At 71.0% G+C, this 24,523-nt stretch carries 20 protein-coding genes and 1 pseudogene; 7 read left to right on the top strand and 14 right to left on the bottom strand.

What is annotated here, in order from left to right; translation table 11 throughout:
- Nucleotides 1-102: 102 nt before the first annotated feature.
- The 6 genes from ACZ561_RS14985 to ACZ561_RS14960 form a co-directional block, all read right to left on the bottom strand.
- Nucleotides 103-1,353, bottom strand: coding sequence for an extracellular solute-binding protein (locus ACZ561_RS14985; protein ID WP_470994456.1), 1,251 nt, complete (start codon nucleotides 1,351-1,353; stop codon nucleotides 103-105).
- Between the two features lie 203 nt (nucleotides 1,354-1,556).
- On the bottom strand, nucleotides 1,557-2,999 hold the full coding sequence (locus ACZ561_RS14980; RefSeq protein ID WP_470994281.1) for a cellulose binding domain-containing protein: 1,443 nt from the start codon (nucleotides 2,997-2,999) through the stop codon (nucleotides 1,557-1,559).
- Nucleotides 2,996-4,498: a beta-N-acetylhexosaminidase gene (locus tag ACZ561_RS14975; RefSeq protein WP_470994278.1), complete on the bottom strand. Its 1,503-nt coding sequence runs from the start codon at nucleotides 4,496-4,498 to the stop codon at nucleotides 2,996-2,998. Before ACZ561_RS14975 ends, ACZ561_RS14980 begins: the two co-directional genes overlap by 4 nt.
- Nucleotides 4,499-4,507: 9 nt before the next feature.
- Nucleotides 4,508-5,341 carry a carbohydrate ABC transporter permease gene (locus tag ACZ561_RS14970; RefSeq protein ID WP_470994276.1) on the bottom strand — a complete coding sequence of 278 codons (834 nt, stop codon included), beginning with the start codon at nucleotides 5,339-5,341 and terminating at the stop codon, nucleotides 4,508-4,510.
- Nucleotides 5,338-6,243, bottom strand: a complete 906-nt coding sequence (locus tag ACZ561_RS14965; protein WP_470994272.1) for a carbohydrate ABC transporter permease — start codon at nucleotides 6,241-6,243, stop codon at nucleotides 5,338-5,340. The genes ACZ561_RS14970 and ACZ561_RS14965 overlap by 4 nt, the downstream gene beginning before the upstream one ends.
- Nucleotides 6,240-7,499 (bottom strand): extracellular solute-binding protein, encoded by a 1,260-nt coding sequence (locus ACZ561_RS14960; protein WP_470994269.1) that lies wholly within the window; start codon nucleotides 7,497-7,499, stop codon nucleotides 6,240-6,242. Before ACZ561_RS14960 ends, ACZ561_RS14965 begins: the two co-directional genes overlap by 4 nt.
- A gap of 173 nt (nucleotides 7,500-7,672) precedes the next feature.
- On the opposite strand from ACZ561_RS14960, the gene ACZ561_RS14955 reads away from it, so the two are divergent.
- Genes ACZ561_RS14955 through ACZ561_RS14945 form a run of 3 tightly spaced genes read left to right on the top strand, consistent with a single transcriptional unit; the run spans nucleotide 7,673 to nucleotide 9,485 of the window.
- A complete protein-coding gene (locus ACZ561_RS14955; RefSeq protein WP_470994453.1) occupies nucleotides 7,673-8,440 on the top strand; it encodes a GntR family transcriptional regulator in 768 nt (255 codons plus the stop codon).
- Nucleotides 8,441-8,471: 31 nt separating this feature from the next.
- Nucleotides 8,472-9,236: a GntR family transcriptional regulator gene (locus ACZ561_RS14950; RefSeq protein ID WP_470994267.1), complete on the top strand. Its 765-nt coding sequence runs from the start codon at nucleotides 8,472-8,474 to the stop codon at nucleotides 9,234-9,236.
- A 33-nt stretch (nucleotides 9,237-9,269) separates the two neighbouring features.
- Nucleotides 9,270-9,485: a dodecin gene (locus ACZ561_RS14945; protein ID WP_376435547.1), complete on the top strand. Its 216-nt coding sequence runs from the start codon at nucleotides 9,270-9,272 to the stop codon at nucleotides 9,483-9,485.
- Between the two features lie 9 nt (nucleotides 9,486-9,494).
- Here ACZ561_RS14945 and ACZ561_RS14940 read toward each other — a convergent pair.
- A pseudogene (locus ACZ561_RS14940) lies at nucleotides 9,495-9,958 on the bottom strand (phosphatase domain-containing protein).
- A gap of 435 nt (nucleotides 9,959-10,393) precedes the next feature.
- Here ACZ561_RS14940 and ACZ561_RS14935 point away from each other — a divergent pair.
- Both ACZ561_RS14935 and ACZ561_RS14930 read left to right on the top strand, forming a co-directional pair.
- Complete coding sequence (locus ACZ561_RS14935; protein WP_470994263.1) at nucleotides 10,394-11,407, top strand: LLM class flavin-dependent oxidoreductase; 1,014 nt, start codon at nucleotides 10,394-10,396, stop codon at nucleotides 11,405-11,407.
- 26 nt (nucleotides 11,408-11,433) lie between these two features.
- A complete protein-coding gene (locus ACZ561_RS14930; protein ID WP_470994259.1) occupies nucleotides 11,434-13,788 on the top strand; it encodes an ATP-binding cassette domain-containing protein in 2,355 nt (784 codons plus the stop codon).
- Nucleotides 13,789-13,801: 13 nt separating this feature from the next.
- On the opposite strand, the gene ACZ561_RS14925 is transcribed toward ACZ561_RS14930, so the two are convergent.
- Nucleotides 13,802-14,353 carry a YceI family protein gene (locus tag ACZ561_RS14925; RefSeq protein WP_470994256.1) on the bottom strand — a complete coding sequence of 184 codons (552 nt, stop codon included), beginning with the start codon at nucleotides 14,351-14,353 and terminating at the stop codon, nucleotides 13,802-13,804.
- A 101-nt stretch (nucleotides 14,354-14,454) separates the two neighbouring features.
- Between ACZ561_RS14925 and ACZ561_RS14920 the strand changes: the two genes are divergently transcribed.
- Nucleotides 14,455-15,309 (top strand): helix-turn-helix domain-containing protein, encoded by an 855-nt coding sequence (locus ACZ561_RS14920; protein WP_470994253.1) that lies wholly within the window; start codon nucleotides 14,455-14,457, stop codon nucleotides 15,307-15,309.
- A gap of 148 nt (nucleotides 15,310-15,457) precedes the next feature.
- Here the strand turns inward: ACZ561_RS14920 and ACZ561_RS14915 are convergent, their stop codons facing one another.
- The 3 genes from ACZ561_RS14915 to ACZ561_RS14905 are packed head-to-tail and all read right to left on the bottom strand — an operon-like array spanning nucleotide 15,458 to nucleotide 18,871.
- Entirely contained in the window at nucleotides 15,458-16,207 is a 750-nt protein-coding gene (locus ACZ561_RS14915; protein WP_470994250.1) for a succinate dehydrogenase/fumarate reductase iron-sulfur subunit, read from the bottom strand.
- Nucleotides 16,204-18,147, bottom strand: a complete 1,944-nt coding sequence (locus ACZ561_RS14910; RefSeq protein WP_470994247.1) for a fumarate reductase/succinate dehydrogenase flavoprotein subunit — start codon at nucleotides 18,145-18,147, stop codon at nucleotides 16,204-16,206. The genes ACZ561_RS14915 and ACZ561_RS14910 overlap by 4 nt, the downstream gene beginning before the upstream one ends.
- 1 nt (nucleotide 18,148) lies before the next feature.
- On the bottom strand, nucleotides 18,149-18,871 hold the full coding sequence (locus ACZ561_RS14905) for a succinate dehydrogenase (RefSeq protein WP_470994244.1): 723 nt from the start codon (nucleotides 18,869-18,871) through the stop codon (nucleotides 18,149-18,151).
- 72 nt (nucleotides 18,872-18,943) lie between these two features.
- Here ACZ561_RS14905 and ACZ561_RS14900 point away from each other — a divergent pair, with 72 nt between their 5' ends.
- Nucleotides 18,944-19,822: a LysR family transcriptional regulator gene (locus ACZ561_RS14900; RefSeq protein ID WP_376435567.1), complete on the top strand. Its 879-nt coding sequence runs from the start codon at nucleotides 18,944-18,946 to the stop codon at nucleotides 19,820-19,822.
- Between the two features lie 329 nt (nucleotides 19,823-20,151).
- Here the strand turns inward: ACZ561_RS14900 and ACZ561_RS14895 are convergent, their stop codons facing one another.
- From ACZ561_RS14895 to ACZ561_RS14885, 3 genes are all read right to left on the bottom strand, one after another.
- A complete protein-coding gene (locus ACZ561_RS14895) occupies nucleotides 20,152-22,314 on the bottom strand; it encodes a putative bifunctional diguanylate cyclase/phosphodiesterase (protein ID WP_470994241.1) in 2,163 nt (720 codons plus the stop codon).
- Nucleotides 22,311-23,123: an SAM-dependent methyltransferase gene (locus ACZ561_RS14890; RefSeq protein WP_470994239.1), complete on the bottom strand. Its 813-nt coding sequence runs from the start codon at nucleotides 23,121-23,123 to the stop codon at nucleotides 22,311-22,313. Before ACZ561_RS14890 ends, ACZ561_RS14895 begins: the two co-directional genes overlap by 4 nt.
- 269 nt (nucleotides 23,124-23,392) lie before the next feature.
- Nucleotides 23,393-24,376 (bottom strand): SCO0930 family lipoprotein, encoded by a 984-nt coding sequence (locus ACZ561_RS14885; protein ID WP_470994236.1) that lies wholly within the window; start codon nucleotides 24,374-24,376, stop codon nucleotides 23,393-23,395.
- Nucleotides 24,377-24,523: the final 147 nt, after the last annotated feature.

Raw genomic sequence — 24,523 nt, 5'->3', positions numbered from 1 at the left:
GGGCCGGACCGGGTGAGCGGTGGTCCGGCTCCTTACTTCTTCCGTGACCGACTGGATTCGACATGACCGTTCGGGGGATCGCGGGTGTGCGGTCGCTGAATGCTATTCGGCGAGGGTCCGCGTGATCTGCTCCGAAGCCGACTCGGCGGCCTTCTTCGGGTCTTCGCCCTGCAGGACCGCGGTCATGTACGGCTTGATCGGGTTGGACGCCTCGACGTCGGCCCACTGCGGGGAGTTGGGGGTGGCCTTGCCGCGGGCCGCGCCGACGGCCATGACGGCGGTGGCCTCCTGGCCCTCGACGACGGAGGCGAGGGAGCTCTTGTTGGGAACGTAGTTCATGGCACGGGCGAGCTCGGCCTGCCACTTCTCCCCTGCCAGCGCCTTGACCACGTCGATGGCCGCGTTCCGCTCCGGCGCGTTCTCCGGGACGATCAGGTCGGAGCCGCCGGTGAAGACGGCGCACGGCTGCCCGGCCTTCTTGCCGGGTATGGGGAAGAAGCCCAGCTTGTCCTCGAGCGCCGGGTTCGCCTTGGTGATGGCGGCGACGGCGCTGGGGGTCGCGATGATCTGCGCGACATCGCCCTTGGCGAAGACCTCGGCCTGGGGCGGGGTCTGCTCGTCGGCGTTCTTCGGTCCGGAGCCGAGCGACTGCAGCTCCTTGTAGAAGTCCATGCCGCGCAGCGCGGCCGGGCTGTCGAGGGCGCCGGTCCAGTCGCCGCCCTTGTCCTCGGCGAGTTCGCCGCCCTCGTCCCAGATGAACCCCGCGAGGGTGTACCAGTCCTGTCCCGCGAGGTAGATGCCCTGAGAGCCGCCGCGGTTGAGCTTCTCGGTGTCGTCGAGCCACTGCGCCCGGCTGGCGGGCGGCTTGGTGATCCCGGCCTGCCGGAAGAGGTCCTTGTGGTAGATCACGACACGGTTGGCGGCGTACCAGGGGATGCCGTACTGGGCTCCGCTGATGCGGCCCGGCTCGGCGAGACCGGGCAGCCAGTCCTCGCTGCCGAGGTCGCGCACGGATTCCAGGGTGAGGTCGTAGAGCTTGTCGGTGTCCGCGTACTGGGCGACCTGGGTGTTGCCGACCTCGATGACGTCGGGGCCGCCCTTGCCGCTGATCGCCTCGGTGACCTTCTTGCCGATCCCCGTCCACTCCTGGAACGTGAACTCCAGTTCGATGCCCTCGTGCTCGGCCTCGTACGCCTCGGTGAAGCGTGTGAGGAAGTCCTCGCTGACGCTGTCGCGCATCAGCCAGACGTCGACCGTGCGGCTGCTTTCGGCGGCGCCGGGCAGGAGGCCGCAGCCCGCGAGGGCGAGGGCGGTGGCGGCTGCCAGCGGACAGACGAGATGGCGGTTCTTCACGTAGGTCACCTTCTGCGTTCCATGAAATGGAGTGCGGCATGGGGAGCTGACCCGTCGTGGGGGGACCGAACGGCGTGTTCGCGCGGGTATGTGGCCTGGATTCTGGTCTGGACCAACCAACCGGTCAAGTCCCGAACGATCCGGTTCGGGGCGGGCGTGCCGGGCACGCCCGCCCGTTATGCCCGGTACGGGCGGGACAACCGCTACGGGACGGCCGGTACGGAGTCCTCGAAGGCCGTGCCCGCCGTGCGGTACGCGGCGACCTTGGCGGCCACCTGGGCCGGGGTCAGGACCTGGTCCTTCACGTGCAGGACGTAGTCGACCTTCTGGTCGTAGGACCGCGCCGTGGTGGAGGTCTGGCCGGCGAGGTCGATCAGCCACTGGTTGAAGTTGATGGACATCGGGCGCTCGGGGAGGTAGCGGGCGTCGTGTCGGCCGAACTCCTGGCCGTCGACGTAGTAGACGATCGTGTTGTCGTCGATGGTCAGGACGAGGTCGTGCCAGCCGGCGTAGCTCGCCCGGACCTCGGAGTGCTGGTTGACGGCCTCCCAGGGGTCGGGCCGGTAGGTCTCCCACGAGGTGGTGTAGAGGATGTTGGCGGGCTCGCCCCAGCCGCCGTTGGGCAGGTACTCGAAGTCGTATTCGGCGTAGTCGTCCGCCATCGGCGCCTTGAGGTCGTTGATGGTGAAGAAGGTCTGGACGAGACGGTCGCCGTCCGGCCCGGAGAGCGGCGCGTCGGAGAAGCGGACCCGGGCGGCGTAGGTGCCGTTCTTGAACTTCATGGACCGGGTGAGGATCTCGGTCTGCTTGGTGGACTCGGCGGTCCCGGCCGTCGAGGTCCTCAGGTTCATGATCGAGTTCGTGCCCTCCTTGGCGAAGGTCACGTTCTCGGGCGCCCAGCCGGCGCCGGGCACGCCCGGTCCGCCGGAGTTGGAGCGCACGCTCCAACCGTGGGCGGCAATGGCCGGGTCGGTGTGGCCGGTGTAGTCGAAGTCGTCGAAGAGCGCCGGACCGCCGGTGGGCGGCGGGGTGGTCGGGTCGGTCGGCGTCGGGGTGGGCTCGTTGCCCGCGGGGGCGGTGCCCCAGACCGGGGAGCCGCCGACCGTGGCGGTGACCTTGCTCCAGTTCGCGTACGTGGTCTGGGCCGGGCCGAAGGAGTAGTCGTCGTTCTGGTTCAGCGGCTGCCAGTTGGAGCGGTGGAAGCGCAGCTGCATGTCGCCCGTGTCGGCGCCGGGGGCCAGGCTGCCGGCGCCGGCGGTGAAGCCGACCTCCAGATAGCGGTCGGCGGTGGCGGTGGGATTCGCGAGCGTGCCGAACGTGCCGGTCAGATTGGCGCAGCCCTTCACCGCCCAGGAGCAGGCGTAGGTGTACGAGGCTCCCGGGTCGGCCTTGAAGTAGTAGCGCACCTTGACCTGGCTCAACGGGACGCTCGACGAACCGGTGTTGACCACCTTGAGCCAGGGCTCCACCTGGTCGCTCCCGGTGGAACTCTGTCGGTACTGGACGGTGACGGCCTCGCCGGCCGCGGCGGCCGGGAGCGCGGTCAGCGCGGTGGCACCGAGGCCGGTCACGGCGGCGGCGGCGAGTGCGGCGCGGATCCGCAGGCCGGCGCCGATCGGTCGGGCACGCATCGGTCGGTTGCTCATCGGGGTTCCTCTCCTTGGACGGAGGTGGGGGAAAGGCGGCGCGGCACCCGGAGGGTGTCGAGCCGGGTCCGGTGGTGGCGCAGCCGGGCCTGGAAGCCCGGCCAGTCCCGGCGCCCGGTCCAGGCGGTCTCGGCCAGGGCGCAGAGCCGGGGGAAGGTCAGGTACTCGGCGTGCGCGGCGGTGGGGACGAACTCGGTCCACAGCTGCGCCTGGGTGCCGAGGACCCGCGCGGTCTCCTCCTGGCTCCAGTGGGCCGGGGCGGGATCGGTGCCGTGGACGGCGCGCAGGTCGACGACGGCGCCCGGCTGACCGGGCGGCTCGTCGAACCTGGCCGACTGGGGGTAGTCGAGGTACGTGGAGCGGTGGGGAGCCATGACGACCTGGTGGCCCCTGCGGGCCGCCGTGCGCCCGTGGACGGTGTCCCGCCAGGGCATGACGGTGAAGTACGGGGGGAGGTCGGCGCCGGTCTCGGTCCAGCCGAGCGGTCGGCGGCCGGCGTCGAGGAGATGGCGCCCGACCTGTTCCATGAACCAGCCGTGCAGGGCGTCCGGGCCGTCGAGTCCCGCCTCGGCGACGCGCCGGCGGGCGACGGGCGAGGCGTGCCATTCGGTGGTCGGGCACTCCTCCCCTCCGATGTGGATGTGCGGTGAGGGGAAGACGTCGAGGACTTCGTCGAGTACGTCGCGGCAGAAGTCGAGGACCCCGTCGTGGACGCCGAGGACGGTGTCGCACACACCCCAGCGGTCCCAGACGCCCAGGGCGCGGTCCGGTCGGTTGCCGAGTTCGGGGTAGGCGGCCAGGGCCGCTCTGGCATGGCCGGGCATCTCGATCTCGGGCACCACGGTGACTCCCCGTGCGGCCGCGTGCCGTACCAGACCGGCGAGTTCGGAGCGGGTGTAGGCGCCGCCGTGCGGGAGGCCGCCGATCTCGGTGAGCCGGGGGCGGCCGGCGATCGGCATGCGCCAGCCCTGGTCGTCGGTGAGGTGGAGGTGGAGGACGTTGAGCTTGTGGAGGGCGAGGAGGTCGACGTATCTCCGGAGGAAGGAGACGGGCCGGAAGTGGCGGGCGACGTCGAGCATGGCTCCGCGCCAGGAGAACCGGGGCACGTCGGTGATCTGCACGCAGGGCACGGACCAGTCGACGCCGGTGACGGGTTCGTCGAGAAGGGCCTGGACGGGCAGGAGTTGACGGAGTGTCTGGACTCCGGCGAGCAGGCCCCCGGGGCGGGCGGCGCGCAGCAGGACGCCCTCGGGGCCGACGGTGAGGCCGTACCCCTCGTCACCGAGGCCGCTGAGGGCCGGGTCGAGGGCGAGGACGACGGGGCCGTCCGGGCGCTCGGGCAGCCGGAGTCCGGTGGCCGGCCCCAGGAGCGTGCGCAGCAGCTCCGCGGCGACCCGGGCACCGGGGGCGATCTTGAGGGCGGTATCGGCGTCGAAGGTGAACCTGCCGGACAGAACGGTGAGTTGGGTGGGGTGCGGAATGAGCTGGGGCACGGGCATGACGGCGCGCTATCCCTTCACGGCTCCGCCGGTCATCCCGGCGGCGACCCGGCTCTGCAGGACCAGGAAGAGGACGAGGACGGGCAGGGCGAAGAGGGTGGACGCCGCCATGGTGGCGCCCCAGTCGGTGCCGAAGACGTTGGAGAAGGAGGAGAGCCAGACGGGCAGCGTCCGGTCGTCCTGGTTCTTGATGATGAGCATGTTGGCGAAGGCGAACTCGTTCCAGGCGGTGATGAATCCGAAGAGCGAGGTGGCCAGCAGACCGGGGGCCAGCAAGGGAAGGGTCACGCGGCGGAAGGCCTCGGCGCGGGTGCAGCCGTCGGCCTGGGCGGCCTCCTCGAGCTCGGCGGGGACGGCGGCGAGGAAGGAGCGCAGGGTGACGACGGTGAACGGCAGGGTGATCATGAAGTAGATCAGGGTCAGGGTTTCGAGCCGGTCGAGCAGGTCGGCGTCCCGGGCGATGACGTACATCGGGATCAACAGCGCCTCCCAGGGCGCCACTTGTGCGATGAAGACCATGAGGACGAAGGCGCGCCGGCCGCGCCAGCGCATCCGCGCGACGGCGAAGGCGGCGCCGAGCGCCACCACGAGCGCGAGCAGGACGCAACCGGCGGTGACGATGAGGCTGTTGCGCCAGAAGAGCCAGAATCCGTCCGCCTCGACGGCGTGCGCGAAATGCTCGAGAGTGAGGGAGGTCGGCAGCAGGACGGGGGTCTCCGCCTGGATGTCGGGGGTGGGCTTGAAGGCCGTGGAGACCATCCAGTACACCGGGAAGACGGCGAGGGCGAAGACGGTCGCGGCGGCGGTGTTCAGGGGGAGTCGGCGCAGCGCGCGGGGTTTCACCGGTCGGCCTCCTGCCGGAGCATCTGACGGAAGTAGGCGATCAACACGGCGACGAGGATGAGCACCGTCAGGGTGGAGACGGCCGCGCCGAGGTCGTAGCGGTGGAGCGACTGGGCGATCCGGTACGCGTAGACCGGCAGGGTGGTCGTCGCCTCGCCGGGGCCGCCCCGGGTGACGGCCCAGATCTGGGCGAAGCAGCGGAAGACCCAGATGACTTCCAGGCACAGGACCAGCCCGAAGATCGGCCGGAGCAGCGGCAGGGTGATCGAGCGGAAGATCCGAAGGGCGCCGGCTCCGTCCAGCCGGGCGGACTCGTACAGCTCCTCGGGGACGGTCAGCAGGGCGGCGTGCAGGGTGATGGCGGCGAAGGGGACCGACTGCCACACCACGAGCAGGACGAGGACGGTGAAGGCGGCAGTGCCGTCGGCGAGCCAGGAGTACCCCTCGAAGGAGGTGAATCCCAGTCGTACGAGTACCCAGTTGACGATGCCGAGGCGGGAGGCGAAGAGCCACTGGAAGACGGTGGTGGTGGCGATGACCGGGCTGGCCCAGGCGAGGACGAGCCCGCTCGTCACCAGGATCCTCATCCGCCGGCCGAGCCGCCGCATCATCAGCGCGACGAGCGTGCCGATCACCATGATCAGGACGACGTTGACGAGCGTCCACCAGAAGGTGCGTCGGACGACCTCCCAGAACTCCGGGTCGGCCAGGACCGTCCGGTAGTTCTGGAAGCCGACGAACCCGGCGCCGCCCCGGATGAGTTCGCCCATTCCGTACTGCTGGAAGGAGATCAGAAGATTGCGGACGAGGGGGTAGCCGAGGAGCAGGGCGCCGCCGAGGACGGTCGGGGCGACGAGGAGGTAGGGCCAGAGGGCGGTGGCCCCGCGACGCGGCCCGCTCACGAGCCGAGGGTCTTGGTGATGCTCTCCGACGCGTCCTTGGCGGCCCGCGCTGGGTCGGTGCCGGTGAGCACGGCGGTCATGTACTGCTTGATCGGGTTGGTGGCCTCCACGGCGGCCCACTGCGGGGAGTTGGGCGTGGCGCGGCCCTGCGCGGCGCCGGCGGCCATGGCCGCGGTGCCCTCGTCGTCCTGGATCACATGGGCGAGCGAGGTGCGGTTGGGGACGTAACTCATCGTTCTGGCCATCTCCGTCTGCCACTTCTCACCGGCGAGCGCCTTGACGACCTCGTAGGCGGCGTCGGGGTGGGCGGAGGCCTCGGGGACGATGAGGTCGGAGCCTCCGGTGAAGACCGCGCCGGGTCTGTCCGCCGTCTTCCCCGGGATCGGGAAGAAGCCGAGCTTGCCCTTCAGTGCCGGATTGACCTCTTCGACGATCTTCGCTCCGCCGGGCACGGCGATGATCTGGGCGACGTCACCCTTGGCGAAGACATCGGCCTGCGGCGGCTTGGCCTCGTCGGAGTCCTTGGGGCCCTTGCCGAGGGCCTGGAGCTGCCGGTAGAAGTCCATGCCCGCGAGGGCCTGCGGGGTGTCGAGCGCGCCCTTCCACTCCTTGCCGTTCTGCACGGCGAGGTCGCCGCCTTCCTCCCAGATGAAGCCCGACAGGGTGTACCAGTTCTGTCCGGGGAGGTAGATGCCCTGTGTGGAGCCCTTGTTGAGCTTGGCGGTGACGGTGAGCCACTCGGCACGGGTCTTCGGCGGGGCGGTGACGCCGGCCTTGGCGAAGAGCTCCTTGTGGTAGATGACGACACGGTTGGCGGCGTACCAGGGGATGCCGAACTGCTTGCCGTCGACCCTGCCGGGCTCGGCGAGGCCGGGCAGCCAGTCGGCGCCGTTCAGCTCGGCGACCTTGGCGCTGAGGTCGCGGACGCCGCCGCTCGCCGCGTACTGGGCGACCTGGGTGTTGCCGACCTCGATGACGTCGGGGGCGTCCTTGCTGGCCAGGGCCGCGGTGACCTTCTCGCCGATGCCGTCCCACTCCTGGATCTGGATGTCGAGGGTGGTGCCCTGGTGCGTCGCCTCGAAGTCGGTGCGGAAGCGAGTGAGGAAGTCGTCGGTGACGCTGTCCTTCATGATCCAGACGGTGACCTTCGCGGCCCCGTCGGCGTTCGCGGGGTCGTCGGTGGAACCGCAGGCGGTGACAGAGAGAGCCAGGGTCGCCATGAGCGCGACGGGGCCGGCGAGGGGGCGGATGTTCACGGGCACCTCGATGGATGGTTGACCAATTGGTCAAGTGGTCAGATGCGTGACCAGAAGGTGGCATGGACCAATGTGACCGTCAACCCCTTGAAAAATATGCGCTGTTCACCAAATCAACGGAGAGGAGGTCTGGTTAGGATGAGACTTACCAGTTGACCAGTCAGGGAGAGCACATGAAGGACGGCCCCTCGGGCGGGGTGCTGAAGAGAGAGCGCGTACGGCAGCATCTGCTGGGTCTGATCGAGGCAGGCCGCCCCGGTGAACCGATCCCTTCGGAGCGCAGCCTGTGTGCCACGCTCGGCGTCTCACGCCCCACCCTGCGCGCGGCCGTCGACGAACTCGTCGCGACCGGTGCGCTGATACGGGAGCACGGGCGCGGCATGTTCGTCGCACCGGCCAAGATCACCCAGCAACTCGCTCCGGACGACGCGGCCTTCACCGTTCCCCGCGCCTCCGGAAGCTGGTCCAGCACGGTGCTCGAGTCCGCCAGGCTCCGGGCCGGCGCGCGCATCGGCCGCAAGCTCCGTCTCTCCCCCGCCGCCGAGCTGCTCTACATCGCCCGGCTCCGCCTGGTCGACGGCTCCCCCATGGCGATCGAGCACCTCCACATCCCGGCGGATCTGGTCCCCGCAGCGCTCACCGCGCAGGAGTTGGAGGCCGGCGACCTCTACGACCATCTCAGGGACCACCACCGCGTCCATGTCCGGGAGGCGACGCAGTCGATCGAGCCCACGGTCGTCAGCGAGGCGGAGGCGGCCCTCCTGGACGTCCCCGTCCTCTCCCCCGCGCTGCTGATCGAGCGCCTCACCCTCGACACCTCGGGCCGGCCGGTGGAGTACGTCCACTCGGTGTACCGGGGCGACCGCTATCGGATCGTCTCCCGGCTCGACTTCACCCGCGACGGCGTCGTGACCTCCTCGACGGCCGGGGATGCATACTGACCGGCGGACGACAGGCCGGGGAGGACATGCGATGGAGCTCAAGCGGGAGCGGGTACGGGAGCATCTGCTGGCCGTGGTCGACGGGCGCCGCCCCGGCGACGCCATCCCCTCCGAACGCACCCTGTGCGCCACGCTCGGCGTCTCGCGCCCCACCCTGCGCGCCGCCGTCGACGAACTCGTCGCGACGGGGGTGCTGGTACGGGAGCACGGGCGCGGCATGTTCGTGGCACCGGCCAAGATCACCCAGGAGCTCGTCGCCGAGGACCACGCGGCGGGCGCGCCCCGGAGCCGCGGCAGCTGGACGAGCACGGTGCTGGAGTTCCGTACTGAACGTGCGGGCGCCAGGATCGGACGGAAGCTGAAGGTCTCCCCCGCGGCGGAGCTGGTGTACGTGGCGCGGCTGCGGCACGTCGACGGGGCTCCGATCGCCCTGGAGCATCTGCACGTCCCCGCGGATCTGGTGCCCGGCCTGACGCCCGCCGACATGGAGAGCGGCTTCTACGCCCATCTGCGCGAGAGGTGCCGCATCCGGACGGCGCACGCCGTCCAGTCGATCGAGCCGACCGTCCTGAGCGAGGAGGAGGCCGAACTGCTCGGCGTCCCCGTGCTCTCCCCCGCCCTGCTCTTCGACCGCATCACCTCGGACACGGGCGGGCGGCCGGTGGAGTACGTCCGCTCGCTGTACCGGGGCGACCGCTACCGGATCGTCTCCCGGCTCGCCCTCTCCGAGGGCGCCGCCGACCACCCGGCGCCCGACGTGTCGCGGACCGGGGCGTGGTGGGGCACGGTGGAGTGACCCCCAAGGTCCAAGGAGAGGAGTTCGGCCCTCATGTCGAACCACACCTACCGCGTCACCGAGATCGTCGGCACCTCCACGGAGAGCGTGGACCAGGCCATTCGCAACGGCATCGACCGGGCCTCGCAGAAGCTCCGCGGCCTCGACTGGTTCGAGGTGACACAGGTGCGCGGTCACCTCGTCGACGGGGCGATCGCGCACTACCAGGTCGGACTGAAGGTCGGCTTCCGGCTGGAGGACGGCGACTGACCCAGTCGGTCAGGTCCGGCCCTCCCTCTCCTGGGCGTCCTTGAGGGCCTCCGACGCCGCGGCCCAGCGGGCGCGGACGACCCGGAAGCCCGCCTGGGCGGCCGCGTCGCAGACCAGCTCGTCGTCGTCGACCAGCATCCGTCGCGGTCGCGGCCGAGCCGGCGAAGGATCTCCAGCTTGGTGTGGCGCGCGGGACGGAAGTCGCTGTTGCTGCGCATATGGATCCGGCCCTCGGGCAGTCCCTGCGCGGCGAGCCAGGAGACGGTGTCCTTGCGACAGCGCTCGGGGCGCCCGGTGAGATAGACGATCTCGCACTCCTCGGCGGCCTCGAGACACAGGGCCACGCCCTGCGCGAGCGGCGGATCCTGGGGCGCGGCGGCGAAGAAGCCCTTCCAGTCGCGCGGCCGGGCCTCCAGGAAGTGCTGGCGGTGGGCGGTGCCGGCGAGAGTGTTGTCGAGATCGAAGACGGCCATGGGCCTGCTGATTCGCGTCACCCGGACAGCGTAGGCAGTGCGGGGTCGAACGCCGGCGACCGGCCCTCCCGAGCGGGCGGGCGGGACGCGCGCGTGTGGGGGACCCCCGGGCCTCGAGGAGCGCGGGGTCTCAAGAGCGCGGCCCCCGGCACACGCGACGTCCCCGAGCCTGCGGCACACACGTCGACCCCCGAGCCTGCGGCACACGCGACGACTCGGGCCCCGGCGCACACGACGACCCCCGGGCCTGCGGCGCACCCGAATCTCCCCTGGCCCGGCGCACACGCCCCCCGACCCGATGCACACACGACGACCCCCGAGCCCCGGCACACGCGACGCCCCCGAGCCCCCGGCGCACACGACGCCCGCAACCCCGGCGCGCCGGTGATCCGCCCCGTGCGGGAATCCTCCCCGCGCTCGGGCGTTGAACCCATCGTGACCCTTTCTCTCGACGGCATCCGTCTCTCCGTCCTCGACCGCTCCCGGACCCGGAAGGGCGAGGACGGGTCCGTCGCCCTGCGCGCCACCGTGGATCTCGCCCGGGAGGCGGAGGCGCTCGGCTACCACCGGTTCTGGGTCTCGGAACACCACAGCGTGCCCGGCGTGGCCGGCTCCGCCCCCGCGGTCCTGGCCGCGGCCGTCGCCGGCGCCACGTCCTCCATCAGGGTCGGCACCGGAGGGGTGATGCTTCCCAACCACCAGCCGATGGTCGTCGCCGAGCAGTTCGGCGTCCTGGAGTCGCTGTTCCCCGGCCGGATCGACATGGGGCTCGGCCGCTCGGTCGGCTTCACGGACGGCATCCGGCGGGCGCTCGGCCGGGACAAGGACGACGCCGAGCGCTTCGGTGAGCAGCTGACCGAGCTGCTCGGCTGGTTCACCGGCACACAGACGGCCCACCCGCAGGTGCACGCCCGCCCGGCCGAGGGTCTGCGCGTGCCGCCTTACGTCCTCGCGACCGGCGAGGGCGCGACGATCGCCGCGGAGGCCGGCCTTCCGATGGTCATCGGGGATCTGCGGGGCCGGGAGCGGATGCTGCGCGCGATCGACACCTACCGCTCCGCCTTCCGCCCCTCCTCCTGGTCCGAGGAGCCGTATGTCGTCGTCGCCGGCACGGTCGCCGTGGCCGGGACCGAGGAGGAGGCCCGGCGTCTGCTGATCCCGGAGGCGTGGTCGCTCGCGTACTCGCGCACCCAGGGCGTGTTCCCGCCGCTCCTGCCCGTCGAGCGGATCGAGGGGCTCACGATGACGGAGAAGCAGCGCGACTTCTTCGAGTCGGGCCTGGAGGGGCATGTGTACGGCACGGAGGAGCAGGTCGCCGACGCGCTGGAGCAGGCGGTGAAGGAGAGCGGGGCGCAGGAGGTACTGGTGACGACCAGTACGCACGATCGCGAGGCGCTGCGCGACTCCTACCGCAGGCTCGCCCGTGTCGCGGGGCTCATACCGGCCTGACCAGGGCAAACGCCTAGTATCGAGGAATGTCCGAGAGCTCCGACGACCACCGTCACGACCCGTACGTCCGCGTCCGCGGCGCCCGCGAGCACAATCTCGCGGGTGTCGATGTCGACATTCCGCGTGACGCGATCGCCGTCTTCACCGGGGTGTCCGGCTCCGGCAAGTCCTCGCTCGCCTTCGGCACGATCTACGCGGAGGCCCAGCGCCGCTACTTCGAGTCGGTCGCGCCCTATGCGCGGCGGCTGATCCATCAGGTGGGCGCGCCGAAGGTCGGCGAGATCACCGGTCTGCCGCCCGCCGTCTCGCTCGAACAGCGCCGCTCGTCGCCGAACGCCCGCTCGTCGGTCGGCACGGTCACGACCCTGTCGAACTCGCTCCGGATGCTGTTCTCCCGCGCCGGCTCGTATCCGGCCGGGGCCGAGAGGCTCGACTCCGACGCGTTCTCGCCGAACACCGCGGCCGGGGCCTGCCCCGCGTGCCAGGGTCTGGGCAGGGTGCACGCGACCAGTGAGGAACTGCTGGTCCCCGACCCGGAGTTGTCGATCAGGCAGGGGGCGATCGCCGCCTGGCCCGGTGCCTGGCAGGGCAAGAACCTTCGCGACGTCCTCGACACCCTCGGGCACGACATCGACCGGCCGTGGCGGGAGCTGGACGCACAGGACCGGGAGTGGATCCTCTTCACGGACGAACAGCCGGTCGTCACGGTCCATCCGGTACGGGAGGCGGGACGGATCCAACGCCCGTACCAGGGAACGTACATGAGCGCGCGGCGCTATGTGATGCACACCTTCTCCGACTCCAAGAGCGCGACCCTGCGTGCGAAGGCGGAGCGCTTCCTGACCAGCGAGCCGTGCCGGGTGTGCGGCGGCAGCAGACTGCGCCCGGAGGCCCTCGCCGTCACGTTCGCGGGTCGTACGATCGCCGAGCTGGCGTCACTGCCGCTGACGGCCCTCGCGGCGCTGCTCGCGGGGCACGACGGCTCGGAGACCGCGCGGGTCCTCACCGAGGACCTGCTCGGGCGGATCGGCACGGTGACCGAGCTCGGCCTCGGCTATCTGAGCCTGGACCGCACCACCCCGTCCCTGTCCAACGGCGAACTCCAACGGCTTCGGCTCGCCACCCAGTTGCGTTCCGGGCTCTTCGGTGTCGTGTACGTCCTCGACGAGCCGTCCGCGGGACTCCACCCGGCCGACACCGAGGCGCTCCTGGTGGTCCTGGACCGGCTCAAGGCGTCCGGAAACTCGGTGTTCGTGGTCGAACACCACCTCGACGTGATGCGCCATGCCGACTGGATCGTGGATGTCGGCCCGCGGGCGGGGGTGCACGGCGGCCGGGTGCTGCACAGCGGCCCACCGCGCGAACTGGCGGAGGTCGAGGAGTCGGCGACCCGCCGGTTCCTCTTCGACCGCGCGGCGGTGGCCGAGCGGGCGGTGCGCGAGCCCGCCGGCTGGCTGCGGACCGGCCCGATCACACGCCACAACCTCAGGGCCCTGGACGCGGCCTTCCCCCTCGGGGTCCTCACGGCGGTGACCGGTGTCTCGGGTTCGGGCAAGTCGACGCTGGTGGGCGCGTTGTCGGAGGAACTGGCTGGTGTGGAGCGCCTGGTGACGGTCGACCAGAAGCCGATCGGACGGACTCCCCGCTCCAACCTCGCCACGTACACGGGCCTCTTCGATGTCGTACGCAAGCTCTTCACGGCCACCGAGGAGGCTCGTTCCCGTGGCTACAAGGCGGGGCGGTTCTCGTTCAACGTGCCCGGCGGCCGCTGCGAGACCTGCCAGGGCGAGGGGTTCGTCTCGGTCGAGCTGCTCTTCCTGCCGAGTACGTACGCGCCCTGTCCGGACTGCCACGGGGCCCGCTACAACCCGGAGACCCTGGAGGTCCGGCTGCGCGGGCTCACCATCGCCGAGGTGCTCGACCTGACGGTCGAGGCCGCGGCCGGGTTCTTCGCGGACACCCCGGCCGCGGCACGCAGCCTGCGCGCCCTGCTCGACGTCGGCCTCGGCTATCTGCGGCTCGGCCAGCCGGCGACCGAGCTCTCCGGCGGCGAGGCCCAGCGCATCAAACTCGCCTCCGAGCTCCAGCGGGTGCGCCGCGGCCACACCCTCTACGTCCTGGACGAGCCGACGACCGGCCTGCACCCGGCCGATGTCGAGGTGCTGATGAGCCAGCTGCACGGGCTGGTCGACGCCGGACATTCGGTGATCGTCGTCGAACACGACATGGACGTGGTCGCCACGGCCGACTGGGTGCTCGACCTCGGGCCGGGCGGTGGCGAGGACGGTGGCCTGATCGTCGCCGAAGGGCCGCCGGCGGAGGTGGCACGCGTCGCGTCGAGTCGGACCGCACCGTATCTGGCGGCCCGACTCGACACCTGAGATCCGTCCGCGCCTACCTGGGCTCGACGAACTGGACCTCCAGGTTCACCTTGATCACGTCGCCGAGGAAGCCGGGGGCGAAGTCGAGCCCGAAGTCGCTGCGACGGAACTCTCCGGTGGCGTCGAAGCCCGCGTGCCTGCTGCCGTCCATGGGAACGTCGACGACGCCGCCGAACTCGACGTCGAAGGTGATGGGCCGGGTCACCTCGCCGATGGTGAGGTCGCCCTCCAGGGTCCAGTCCTCGCCGGTGCCGGCGATGCGGGTGGAGCGGAAGCTCATCGTCGGCCGCTTCTCCACGTCAAGGAGGTCCGCCGCGCGCACATGGGCGTCACGGTCGGCGTTGCCGGTGTCGATGGAGGCGAGGGCGACGGTCGCGGTGAGGGAGGAGGTGTCGAGGGTGTCGCCGACGACGAGTCCGGCCGTGAGCTCGTTGAAACGGCCGCGCACCTTGGAGATGCCGAGGTGGCGGACGGTGAAGCCGACGGAGGAGTGCAGCGGGTCGAAGACCCAGTCGCCGGGGACGAGCGGAAGGACGGTGGTGCTGCTCTGCGATTCGGTGGTCATGGGCTCCACGCTGCCGCCTGGCCCGGCTGCGAGGAAGGCCGTGCCGAGGCTGGTAGTGACAGGGCCACCCTCGGCTCGTCCCGCGCTCGTACGATCGGTGGATGAGCGACAACGAACTCGGGGCGTTCCTGCGCGCCCGACGCGAGGCGATGACTCCCGCGGAGGCCGGGCTTCCGGCGGGCCCGCGGCGGCGGACGCCGGGCCTGCGCCGGACGGAGCTGGCGATGCTGGCCGGGATCAGCGTCGAGTACCTGGCGCGGCTGGAACAGGGCCGGGACCGCAATCCGTCCCCGCAGGTCCTGGGCGCGCTCAGTGAGGCGCTCCGGCTGCCGCTGGACGCCCGGGTGCATCTGCGCAACCTGATGAAGTCGGGCATGCAGCGGCACATGTGCGCGGTGACGCCCGGTCCGGCCCGCGAGGTGCGGGCGACGGTCCGTGCGCTGCTGGACCGGCTGGGTCCGACGCCTGCCGCGGTGGAGAACATGCTGGGCGAGACCGTGGCGTACAGCGACGGCTATGCCCGGCTGGCCGGTCCGGTGGGGCTGCTGGACGGGGATCCGCCGAACCGTCTGCGCTTCGTGTTCACCGATCCGCGCGCCCGTGAGGTGTTCCCCGACTGGGACCGGGTGGCCGATCAGCAGGTGGGGGCGCTGTCCTTCGCGGTGACCGGTTCCGACACGCACATGGCGGAGCTGGCCCAGGAGCTGACGGTGACGGCGGGCCGGGCGTTCTCCGACCGGCTGCGGTCACCGGGGCTGCTGCGGGCCCGCTCGGGCGTCGACCGCTTCGTCCATCCGGAGGCGGGGGAACTGCGGCTGGCGTACGAGGTGCTGGAGCTTCCGGAGACCGACGGCCAGCACATGGTGGTGCACCTGCCGGCCGACGAGCCGACGTCGTCGGCTCTCGACGGCCTGATGGGCCGCCGCCCGGGGACCTTGCGGGCGGTCGGCGGCTGAGCGGTCCACGACGTCGGGCCGGTTCGGGGTCGCCGGTCCGGCGCCGGTACGCATGCGCCTGGTGCCGTCGACCAGGTCCGCGATGCCGAGGTCGAGCAGGCGCGGACCGGCCGTGGTCGGCATGGAGTGACGTGCGGATGCAACATCCCTACCGGCGGCCGGACTTGCGTGCCGCCCGCAGCCACTCCTTGTTCATGGCCGCGATCGACGGCAGCGGGATCCCCTTCGGGCAGGCCGTCGCGCACTCCCCGGTGAGGGTGCAGCCGCCGAAGCCCTCGGCGTCCATCTGGCCCACCATGTCCAGGACGCGTGTCTCGCGCTCCGGGGCACCCTGGGGCAGGACGTTCAGATGGTTGATCTTGGCCGAGGTGAAGAGCATCGCCGAGCCGTTGGGGCAGGCCGCCACGCACGCGCCGCAGCCGATGCACTCGGCGTGCTCGAACGCGAAGTCGGCGTCGGCCTTCGGGACCGGGGTCGCATGGGCCTCGGGGGCCGCGCCCGTCGGGGCGCTGATGTAGCCGCCGGCCTGGATGATGCGGTCGAAGGCGGAGCGGTCGACGACCAGGTCCTTGACGACCGGGAAGGCGGAGGCGCGCCACGGCTCGATGTCGATCGTGTCGCCGTCCCGGAAGGACCGCATGTGGAGCTGGCAGGTGGTGGTGCGCTCCGGGCCGTGGGCGTCGCCGTTGATGACCAGGCTGCACGCGCCGCAGATGCCCTCGCGGCAGTCGTGGTCGAAGGCGACGGGGTCCTCGCCGCGCAGGATGAGCTCCTCGTTGAGCGTGTCGAGCATCTCCAGGAAGGACATGTCGGAGGAGATGCCGTCCACGTCGTACGTGGACATGGCGCCGGGGGCGTCGGCGTTCTTCTGGCGCCAGACGCGCAGGGTGAGCTTCATGCGTAGCTCCGCTGGGTGGGGTGGACGTACTCGAAGACGAGGTCTTCCTTGTGCAGGACGGGGGCCGCGCCCTCGTTGAACTCCCAGGCCGCCGCGTACGAGAACTCCTCGTCGCGCCGCGCGGCCTCGCCGTCCGGCGTCTGGGACTCCTCGCGGAAGTGACCGCCGCAGGACTCGGCCCGGTTCAGCGCGTCGAGGCACATCAGCTCGGCGAGCTCCAGGTAGTCGACGATCCGGTTGGCCTTCTCCAGGGACTGGTTGAACTCCTCGCCGGTGCCGGGGACCTTGATGCGGCGCCAGAACTCCTGCCGGATCTGGGGGATGCGGTCGAGCGCCTTGCGCAGGCCCTCGTCCGTACGGGCCATGCCGCAGAACTCCCACATCAGTTCGCCCAGTTCGCGGTGGAAGGAGTCGGGCGTCCGGTCGCCGTCCACCGAGAGCAGCAGGTTCAGCCGGTCCTCGGTCTCGGCGAGCACGTCGCGTACCGCCGGATGGTCGTCGGTGACCGGCTCCGCGTGCGGGTGGCGCGCCAGGTAGTCGTTGATGGTTGAGGGAAGGACGAAGTAGCCGTCGGCGAGGCCCTGCATGAGCGCCGAGGCGCCGAGCCGGTTGGCGCCGTGGTCGGAGAAGTTGGCCTCGCCGATGGCGAAGAGACCGGGGACGGTGGTCTGGAGGTCGTAGTCGACCCAGAGTCCGCCCATGGTGTAGTGCACGGCGGGGTAGATCCGCATCGGGACCTCGTACGGGTTCTCCGCGGTGATCCGCTCGTACATGTCGAAGAGGTTGCCGTACTTCTCCTCGACCGCCTTGCGGCCCATCCGTCGGATGGCGTCGGCGAAGTCGAGATACACCCCCTGGCCTCCGGGGCCGACACCCCGGCCCTCGTCGCAGACGTTCTTGGCGGCGCGGGAGGCGATGTCGCGCGGGACGAGGTTGCCGAAGGAGGGGTAGATGCGCTCCAGGTAGTAGTCGCGCTCGTCCTCGGGGATGTCGGCGGCGGGGCGGGTGTCGCCCTTCGCCTTCGGGACCCAGATGCGGCCGTCGTTGCGCAGCGACTCGCTCATCAGCGTGAGCTTGGACTGGTGGTCGCCGGTGCGCGGGATGCAGGTGGGGTGGATCTGGGTGAAGCAGGGGTTGGCGAAGTACGCGCCGCGCCGGTGGGCCCGCCAGACGGCGGTGGCGTTGGAGTTCATGGCGTTCGTCGACAGGTAGAAGACATTGCCGTAGCCGCCGCTGGCGAGGACCACCGCGTCCGCGTAGTGGGTCGAGATCTCGCCGGTGATCAGGTCGCGGGCGACGATGCCGCGCGCCCGGCCGTCGACGACGATCAGGTCGAGCATCTCGGTGCGGGCGTGCATCTCGACATTGCCCGCGGCGATCTGCCGGGAGAGCGCCTGGTACGCGCCGAGGAGCAGCTGCTGGCCCGTCTGGCCGCGGGCGTAGAAGGTGCGGGAGACCTGGACGCCGCCGAACGAGCGGGTGTCGAGCAGTCCGCCGTACTCGCGGGCGAAGGGGACGCCCTGGGCGACGCACTGGTCGATGATCTCGACCGAGATCTGAGCGAGGCGGTGGACGTTGGACTCACGGGCGCGGAAGTCGCCGCCCTTGACGGTGTCGTAGAAGAGGCGGTGGATGGAGTCGCCGTCGTTGCGGTAGTTCTTCGCGGCGTTGATGCCGCCCTGCGCGGCGATGGAGTGGGCGCGGCGCGGGGAGTCCTGATAGCAGAACTGGACGACGTGGTAGCCCTGTTCGGCGAGGGTCGCGCCGGCGGAGCCGCCGGCGAGACCGGTGCCGACGACGATGACCGTGTGCTTGCGGCGATTGGCGGGGTTGACCAGCTTGGCCTGGAAGCGGCGGGTGTCCCAGCGTTCGGCGATGGGTCCGGCGGGGGCCTTGTGGTCGACGACCGGCTCACCGGTCGTGAAGTCGAGGTAGCTCATGTCAGCTCACCACTCCGGTCATGACGGCCACGGGTACGGAGATGAAGCCCACGGTCAGGACGAGCGCGAGGCCGTTCGCGAGCGCCTTGAGGAGCCGCTCACGGCGGGCGCTGCCGACGCCGAGGGTCTGGGCGGCGCTCCAGAAGCCGTGGCGGATGTGCAGGCCGACGGCGAGCATGGCGACGATGTAGATCACGTTGCCGTACCAGGTGGAGAAGGTGTCCACGACGTTCTGGTACGGGCGGCCCTCCTGGAAGCCGCCGGGGTGGAGGGTGCCGGTGGTCAGGTCCAGGACGTGCCAGACGATGAACAGGGCGACGATGATCCCGCCCCAGCGCATGGTGCGGGTGGCGTAGGAGGACCGCTTGCGCCGGTGGACGTAGGCGGTGGGGCGGGCCTTGATGTCGCGCCGGCTGAGCTGGTACGCGGACACGGCGTGGGCGACGACCGCGGCGAGCAGCACGATCCGGACGAGCCAGAGGGCCCAGGAGTAGTGCAGGACGGGGTCGCCCATGGTGCGCAGCCAGTGACCGTACGCGTTGAACTCCTCGGGGCCGAAGAAGACCTTGAGGTTGCCCGCGACGTGGGCCACGAGGTAGCCGAGCATGAGCAGGCCGCTGACGGCCATGACCGTCTTCTTGCCGATCGTGGATGCCCAGAAGCCGCGTGAGCGCGTGGGCGACGGTGGTCGTTCCGTCGGTGCCGTCTTCGTTGCCAGAGCCATGCAACCGACGGTAGGGGCGAAGGGCCCAAGAGGTCCAAGACATGGTCCGGCTCATCTCGATAGGCTGAGCCTATGCAGTTCCAGCAGCTTCTGTACTTCGTGGCCGTGGCCGAGACCCGGCACTTCACCCGGGCCGCCGAGCGGGTGCACGTCTCCCAGCCCTCGCTCTCGCAGCAGATCAGGGCCCTGGAGCAGGAGCTGGGGGCGGAGCTCTTCAGCCGGGCGCGGGGGAACATCGCGCTGACGGACGCGGGCGAGGCACTGCTGCCGCTGGCGCGGCGGATCCTCGCGGACACGGACACGGCGCGGCACGAGGTGCAGGAACTGGTGCAGCTGAAGCGCGGGCGGGTGCGGCTCGGCGCGACGCCGAGCCTGTGCACGGGTCTGCTGCCGGACGTGCTGCGCGCCTTCCACGATCTGCACCCGGGCATCCAGCTCCTCATCGAGGAGGGGGGCTCGCACGATCTCGTACGGGAGCTGGCGCGCGGTGCGCTGGATCTGGCCCTGGTGGTGCTGCCGCTGCCGACGCCGTCACCGGCGCTGACGACGGTGGAGCTGCTGCGCGAGGACCTGGTGGTGGTGTCGAGCGCGGCGGCGCCGGCGCCGGGGCGGCCGGTGCGGATCGCGGATCTGCGGGACCAGCCGCTGGTGATGTTCCGGCACGGCTACGACCTGCGGGAGCTGACCGTGGCGGCGTGCCGGGCGGAGGGCTTCGAGCCGTCGTTCACGGTGGAGGGCGGCGAGATGGACGCGGTGCTGGGGTTCGTACGGGCGGGTCTCGGGGTGGCGGTGGTCCCGGCGATGGTCGCGGCGCGCGCGGGCCGCGACCTCCGGGTCACGTCCCTGGCCCGCCCGGGGCTGCGGCGCACGATCGCCCTGGCCCACCGCAGCGACGTGGCACCCCCACGGGCGGCGCGTGAGCTTCAGCGCCTGCTCCTCCACTCCACGTGACCGTCATGACCGTGGCCCAAGGTTGCGGGGCGCCACGGTCCGCCCGCGGGTCGTGGGCAGGCGTTCCGCAGGGCGGTGCCCACCCCTGAACCCCGCTCGCGCAGGTTGTGGGCAGGCGTTCCGCGGGGCAGTGCCCACCCCCTCAACCCCGCTCACGCGGGTTGTGGGCAGGCGTTCCGCGGGGCAGCGCCCACCCCCTCAACCCCGCTCGCGCGGGTTGTGGGCAGGCGTTCCGCGCCCCAGCGGAACGAAGGCCCACAACCGGGGGGTGGCGAGGGAGCGTGGGTGGGCACCGCCCCGGCGGAGGGTTGCCCACACCCACGGGGGAACTACACCGCGTCCGCGAGGAGTAGCGCGTGGATTCGGTCCGGGGCGCCCGGGCGGGCGTAGTACCAGCCCTGCGCCGTGTCGCAGCCCAGTTCGCGCAGTTGCTGCGCCTGCGCCCCCGTCTCCACCCCCTCGACCGTCACCGCCAGTTTCAGGCTGTGCGCCAGCGCGACGATGCCCTCCACGATCTTGACGTCGACCGGGTCCGCCGGGTGCTGCTGCATCCCCCGCGTGAAGGAGCGGTCCAGCTTGAGGACGCTCACCGGCAGCCGGCGCAGGTTCGCCAGGTTCGAGTACCCCGTGCCGAAGTCGTCCAGCGCGATGTCCACGCCCATCTCGGCGAGCTGCCGCAGCGGCTTCAGCAGATCGTCGTCCGCGCCGATCAGCGCCGACTCCGTGACCTCCAGGCACAAGGCCCCCGGTTCCAGCCCCGAGCGCTCCAGAACGTCGACCGTGTCGGCGACCAGCCGTGGGTGGTGCAGCTGCGTCGGCGAGAGGTTGACGTTGATCCGCAGTGGACCGCCGTCGGAGTGCCGGGTCTGCCAGAAACGGGCCTGGCGGACCGCCTCCTGGAGCACCCAACGGCCGAGCGGCACGATCAGGCCGGTGTTCTCGGCGAGCGGGATGAACCGGTCGGGCCCGAGCACCCCGTGCTGCGGGTGGCACCACCGTACGAGCGCCTCCGCGCCGTGCACACTGCCGTCGCCGAGATGCACCAGCGGCTGGTACTCGATGAAGAACTCGCCGCGCTCCAGCGCCGCCGGCAGCGCGGTGGTCAGCCCGTGCCGGGTGATCGCGCGTGCGTCGGCCTCCGCGTCGGCGAACTCGAAGCGGTTGCCGCCCGCCGACTTGGCGCGGTACATCGTGATGTCGGCGCTGCGCAGCACCTCGGCCGGGGTCCGCTCCCCCGCCGGTCCCTCGACGACACCGACGCTGCCCCGCACGGTCAGTTCACGGCCGTCGATCCGTACGGGCGAGGCGAGCGCGGCGAGGATACGGTTCGCCAGCTCGACGACCTCGCGCTCGGTGCCGGGTCCGGTGGTGAGGGCGACGAACTCGTCCCCGCCGAGCCGGGCCACCATCTCGCCCGGGGCCGTGGCGCAGCTCTGCAGCCGGTCGGCGACCTCGACGAGGAGCCGGTCCCCGGCCGAGTGTCCCAGGCTGTCGTTGATGGCCTTGAAGCCGTCGAGGTCGAGGTAGCAGAGCCCGAAGCGGGCGCCGTCGCCCGGGGCGAGCGCCTTCTCCAGGCGCTCGAAGAACAGGGTCCGGTTGGGCAGCCCGGTGAGCGCGTCGTGGGTGGCCTCGTACCGCAGCCGCAGATTGAGCAGCCGCCGCTCGGTGGTGTCCTCCATCAGCGCCAGCTGGTACTGGGGGAAGCCCTCGGCGTCGCGCAGCAGCGACACGGTGAGGTTGGTCCACAGGACGGTGCCGTCGCCCCGGTAGTACGGCTTCTCGACGCGGTAGTGGTCGCGCTCGCCACGTACCAGCTCGTCGTAGAGCTTCCAGACGTGCGGCCCGTCCTCGGGATGGGCCCATTCGTTGACCTTGCGGCTGCGGATCTGCTGGTCCAGGCCGCCGAACATCCGGGTGAGGGTCTCGTTGACCTCCAGGACGTTGCCTTCGAGGTCGGCGATCCCGATCCCGACCGCCGCTCCGTCGAAGACCGCCCGGAAGCGGCTCTGGGTGGTGTGCAGGGCGACTTCGGCGGCGGTGCGGGCGTTGAGCGCGGAGCGGGCGATGGCCTCCTGCTCCAGGAGGGTCCGCTCACGTAGGGCCTGGGCGAAGCCGGCCGCCATGGCGTGCTGGAGCCGTGAACAGCGGGCCCGTAGCTCCTCGGTGGAGGTGCCGTCCTCACCGCAGTAGAGCACCAGGTACGCGTCGATGACCCCGAGGGTGCGGCTGAGCGCGTCGGGGTCCGTGCAGTGGACGCCGACCAGCGCGGCCCCCGCGCGGTGCGCGGGGGCGGTGTCGAAGGTCCGGGCGTGCAGCGCGGTACGCAGCTCGCGGGCGAGCGGCAGCAGATGCTGCTCGAACTCGGCGCGGGTCATCGAGGTGGCCGTGACCGGAAAGATGGCTCTGCTCCAGATGGTCACGAACCGCCTGAGTCTGTCCTCGAGACCGTCCGGTTCCGCGCCGCAACCGGACGGCTGTGACGGCACCTTCACGCCTTGCGCCCCACCCCTGCGAAGCCGGAGAAGGCGTAAGGATCCTCCTCGTCGGCCGGGCTTTCGGGCCGCCACTCGGGCATGGACACCAGCCCCGGCTCGACCAGCGGGCAGCCGTCGAAGAAGCGGCTGATCTCGGCGTGCGAGCGCATGACGAGAGGGTTGCGGATGTTCCGGTAGACGCCGACGGTGCCCTCGGCCTCGTCCTGCGAGAGCGGGATGCCCTCGTAGGAGGCGTGGGTCAGCACCAAGAGGCTGCCGGGCGCGAGGGCCTCGACGAGCTCCGCGACGGCCTTCTCGGGTTCGTCCTCGTCCTCCAGGAAGTGCAGGACGGCGACGAGCAGCAGCGCCACCGGCTTGTCCATGTCGAGGAGTTGGCGGACCTCGGAGCTGTGCAGGATCTCGAGCGGCTTGCGGAGGTCGGCCGCGAGGACGGCGGCGCGGTCCTCGCCCTCGAGCACGGCGCGGCTGTGAGCGACGGCGACCGGGTCGTGGTCGACGTAGACGACTCTCGCGTCGGGGGACGCGGCCTGGGCGACCTCGTGGACGTTGCCGAACGTCGGTATGCCGGAGCCGATGTCGAGGAACTGGGTGACGCCGCTGTCGACGGCGAAGCGCACGGCCCGGCGCATGAAGGCCCGATTCGCCTGCATGATCTTGGGGAGTCCCGGCATGAACTCCATGGCCTTGCGGGCGGCTTCCCGGTCCACCTCGAAATTGTGCGAGCCGCCCAGATAGAAGTCGTACATACGGGACACGCTCGGTACCGAGATATCGATACCCGGCGGGGCCCAGGCGGGACGCTCCATCAATGTCTCCATCAAGTCGCCACGGGGGATACGGCCATGTGTTCGCGGCCGGTGTTCGAGCCGAGGCTACTGATCGCCCGCCAGGAGAGCGAGTAGAAACGGAAATTCGCGGTCCGTTCTTGGTCACACGCCGTTGGCACGTGCAGGCGGAACGCAGGATTCACGCCTACCGCTCGTGCAAATTCACGTGCATATGGACGTGCGCCGACCCGCCGTCACGCGAGAGGAGTGACGGCGGGCCGACAGGCCGGGAGCGCGGCGCGGGGGACCTACTTGGGCGCTCCGACCAGCTTTCCCTCGGGGGACACGGCGTACCAGGTGCCGCCCACACCTTGGCCGTTGGTGTCTCCGGGCTCCTCGTCGCCGGCGAAGGTGTACAGGGGCCAGCAGTCGATCGTCTGCTGCTTGATGCCGTCGGGGCGGCTGAAGGTCACGAAACCCTTCTTGGTGATGCCCTTGGTGTCGTTCTTCTCGACGGGGGCGACAACCGGCCACTTCTCCAGGCAGGCGCCGGTGCAGGCCGTCTTCATGGGCCAGGCGGAATCCTTCTTGAAGCGGTAAACCGTCATTCCTCGCGAATCCACCACGATGTCACCGAGCTTGGGGTCCTTGCGCACCGAGAGCCCGGCGGCATCCACCTCGGATTCCTCGCCGCCGCCCTCGTCGGCCCCGCCGCCCGCGCCCGGTGCGGCCTTCTTCCCGTCAGGGGCGGAGGCGAACCACGTGCCGCCGACACCCTGGCCGTTGATGTCGCCGGGCTTGGTGTCCTTGGCGTACCGGTACATCGGCCAGCCGTCGAGGGTGAGCTGCTTGGTGCCGTCGGTCCGGGTGACCTCGCCCAGCAGCGACGGCGCCACGCCGGCCGGGGCCTTGGCGCCCGAAGCGCTCACCACGGGCCACGCCTTGGCGCAGTCGCCCTCGCAGGTGGCCTTGGGCGGGGAGGCGGAGTCCTTGTCGAAGCGGTAGAGGGTGAAACCCTCGCTGTCGGTGACGACCTCGCCGAGCTGCTTGGTGTCCGCCACCGCCAGCTGCCCGGCGGGCTCGGCCGCGCCGGCACCCGCGTCGGATCCATAGCCGCCGGAGGCGTAACCGCCGGAGCTGTAGCCGTTGTCGGCCGGGGCGCCGGCCGGGTTCGCCGCTCCGGCGGGCTGGCCGCCGAGCGACGACTCGCCCTGCTCCTGACCGCACGCCGTCGTCAGCGCCAGCATGGCCGCCGCCGTGAGCGCGAGTGCCGCGTTGCCCCAGGTCTTCATGTCAACTCCCGTTTGTTCCTGGCTAGTTGGTGCGGCGTCTGACGCCGTTCCCGGCCTTGAATACGGAGCGCGTCGGCATCGCGCTCAACGGGGGCGAAGAATTTTCCGCGGGAATGTCAAACCCACCCCCCGCGAGATCCCCACCAT

It is taken from the genome of Streptomyces sp. NPDC039609 (assembly GCF_055596705.1).
Note: the sequence above shows the minus strand (reverse complement) of the source record. Positions and strands in the feature narration are given on the sequence as shown.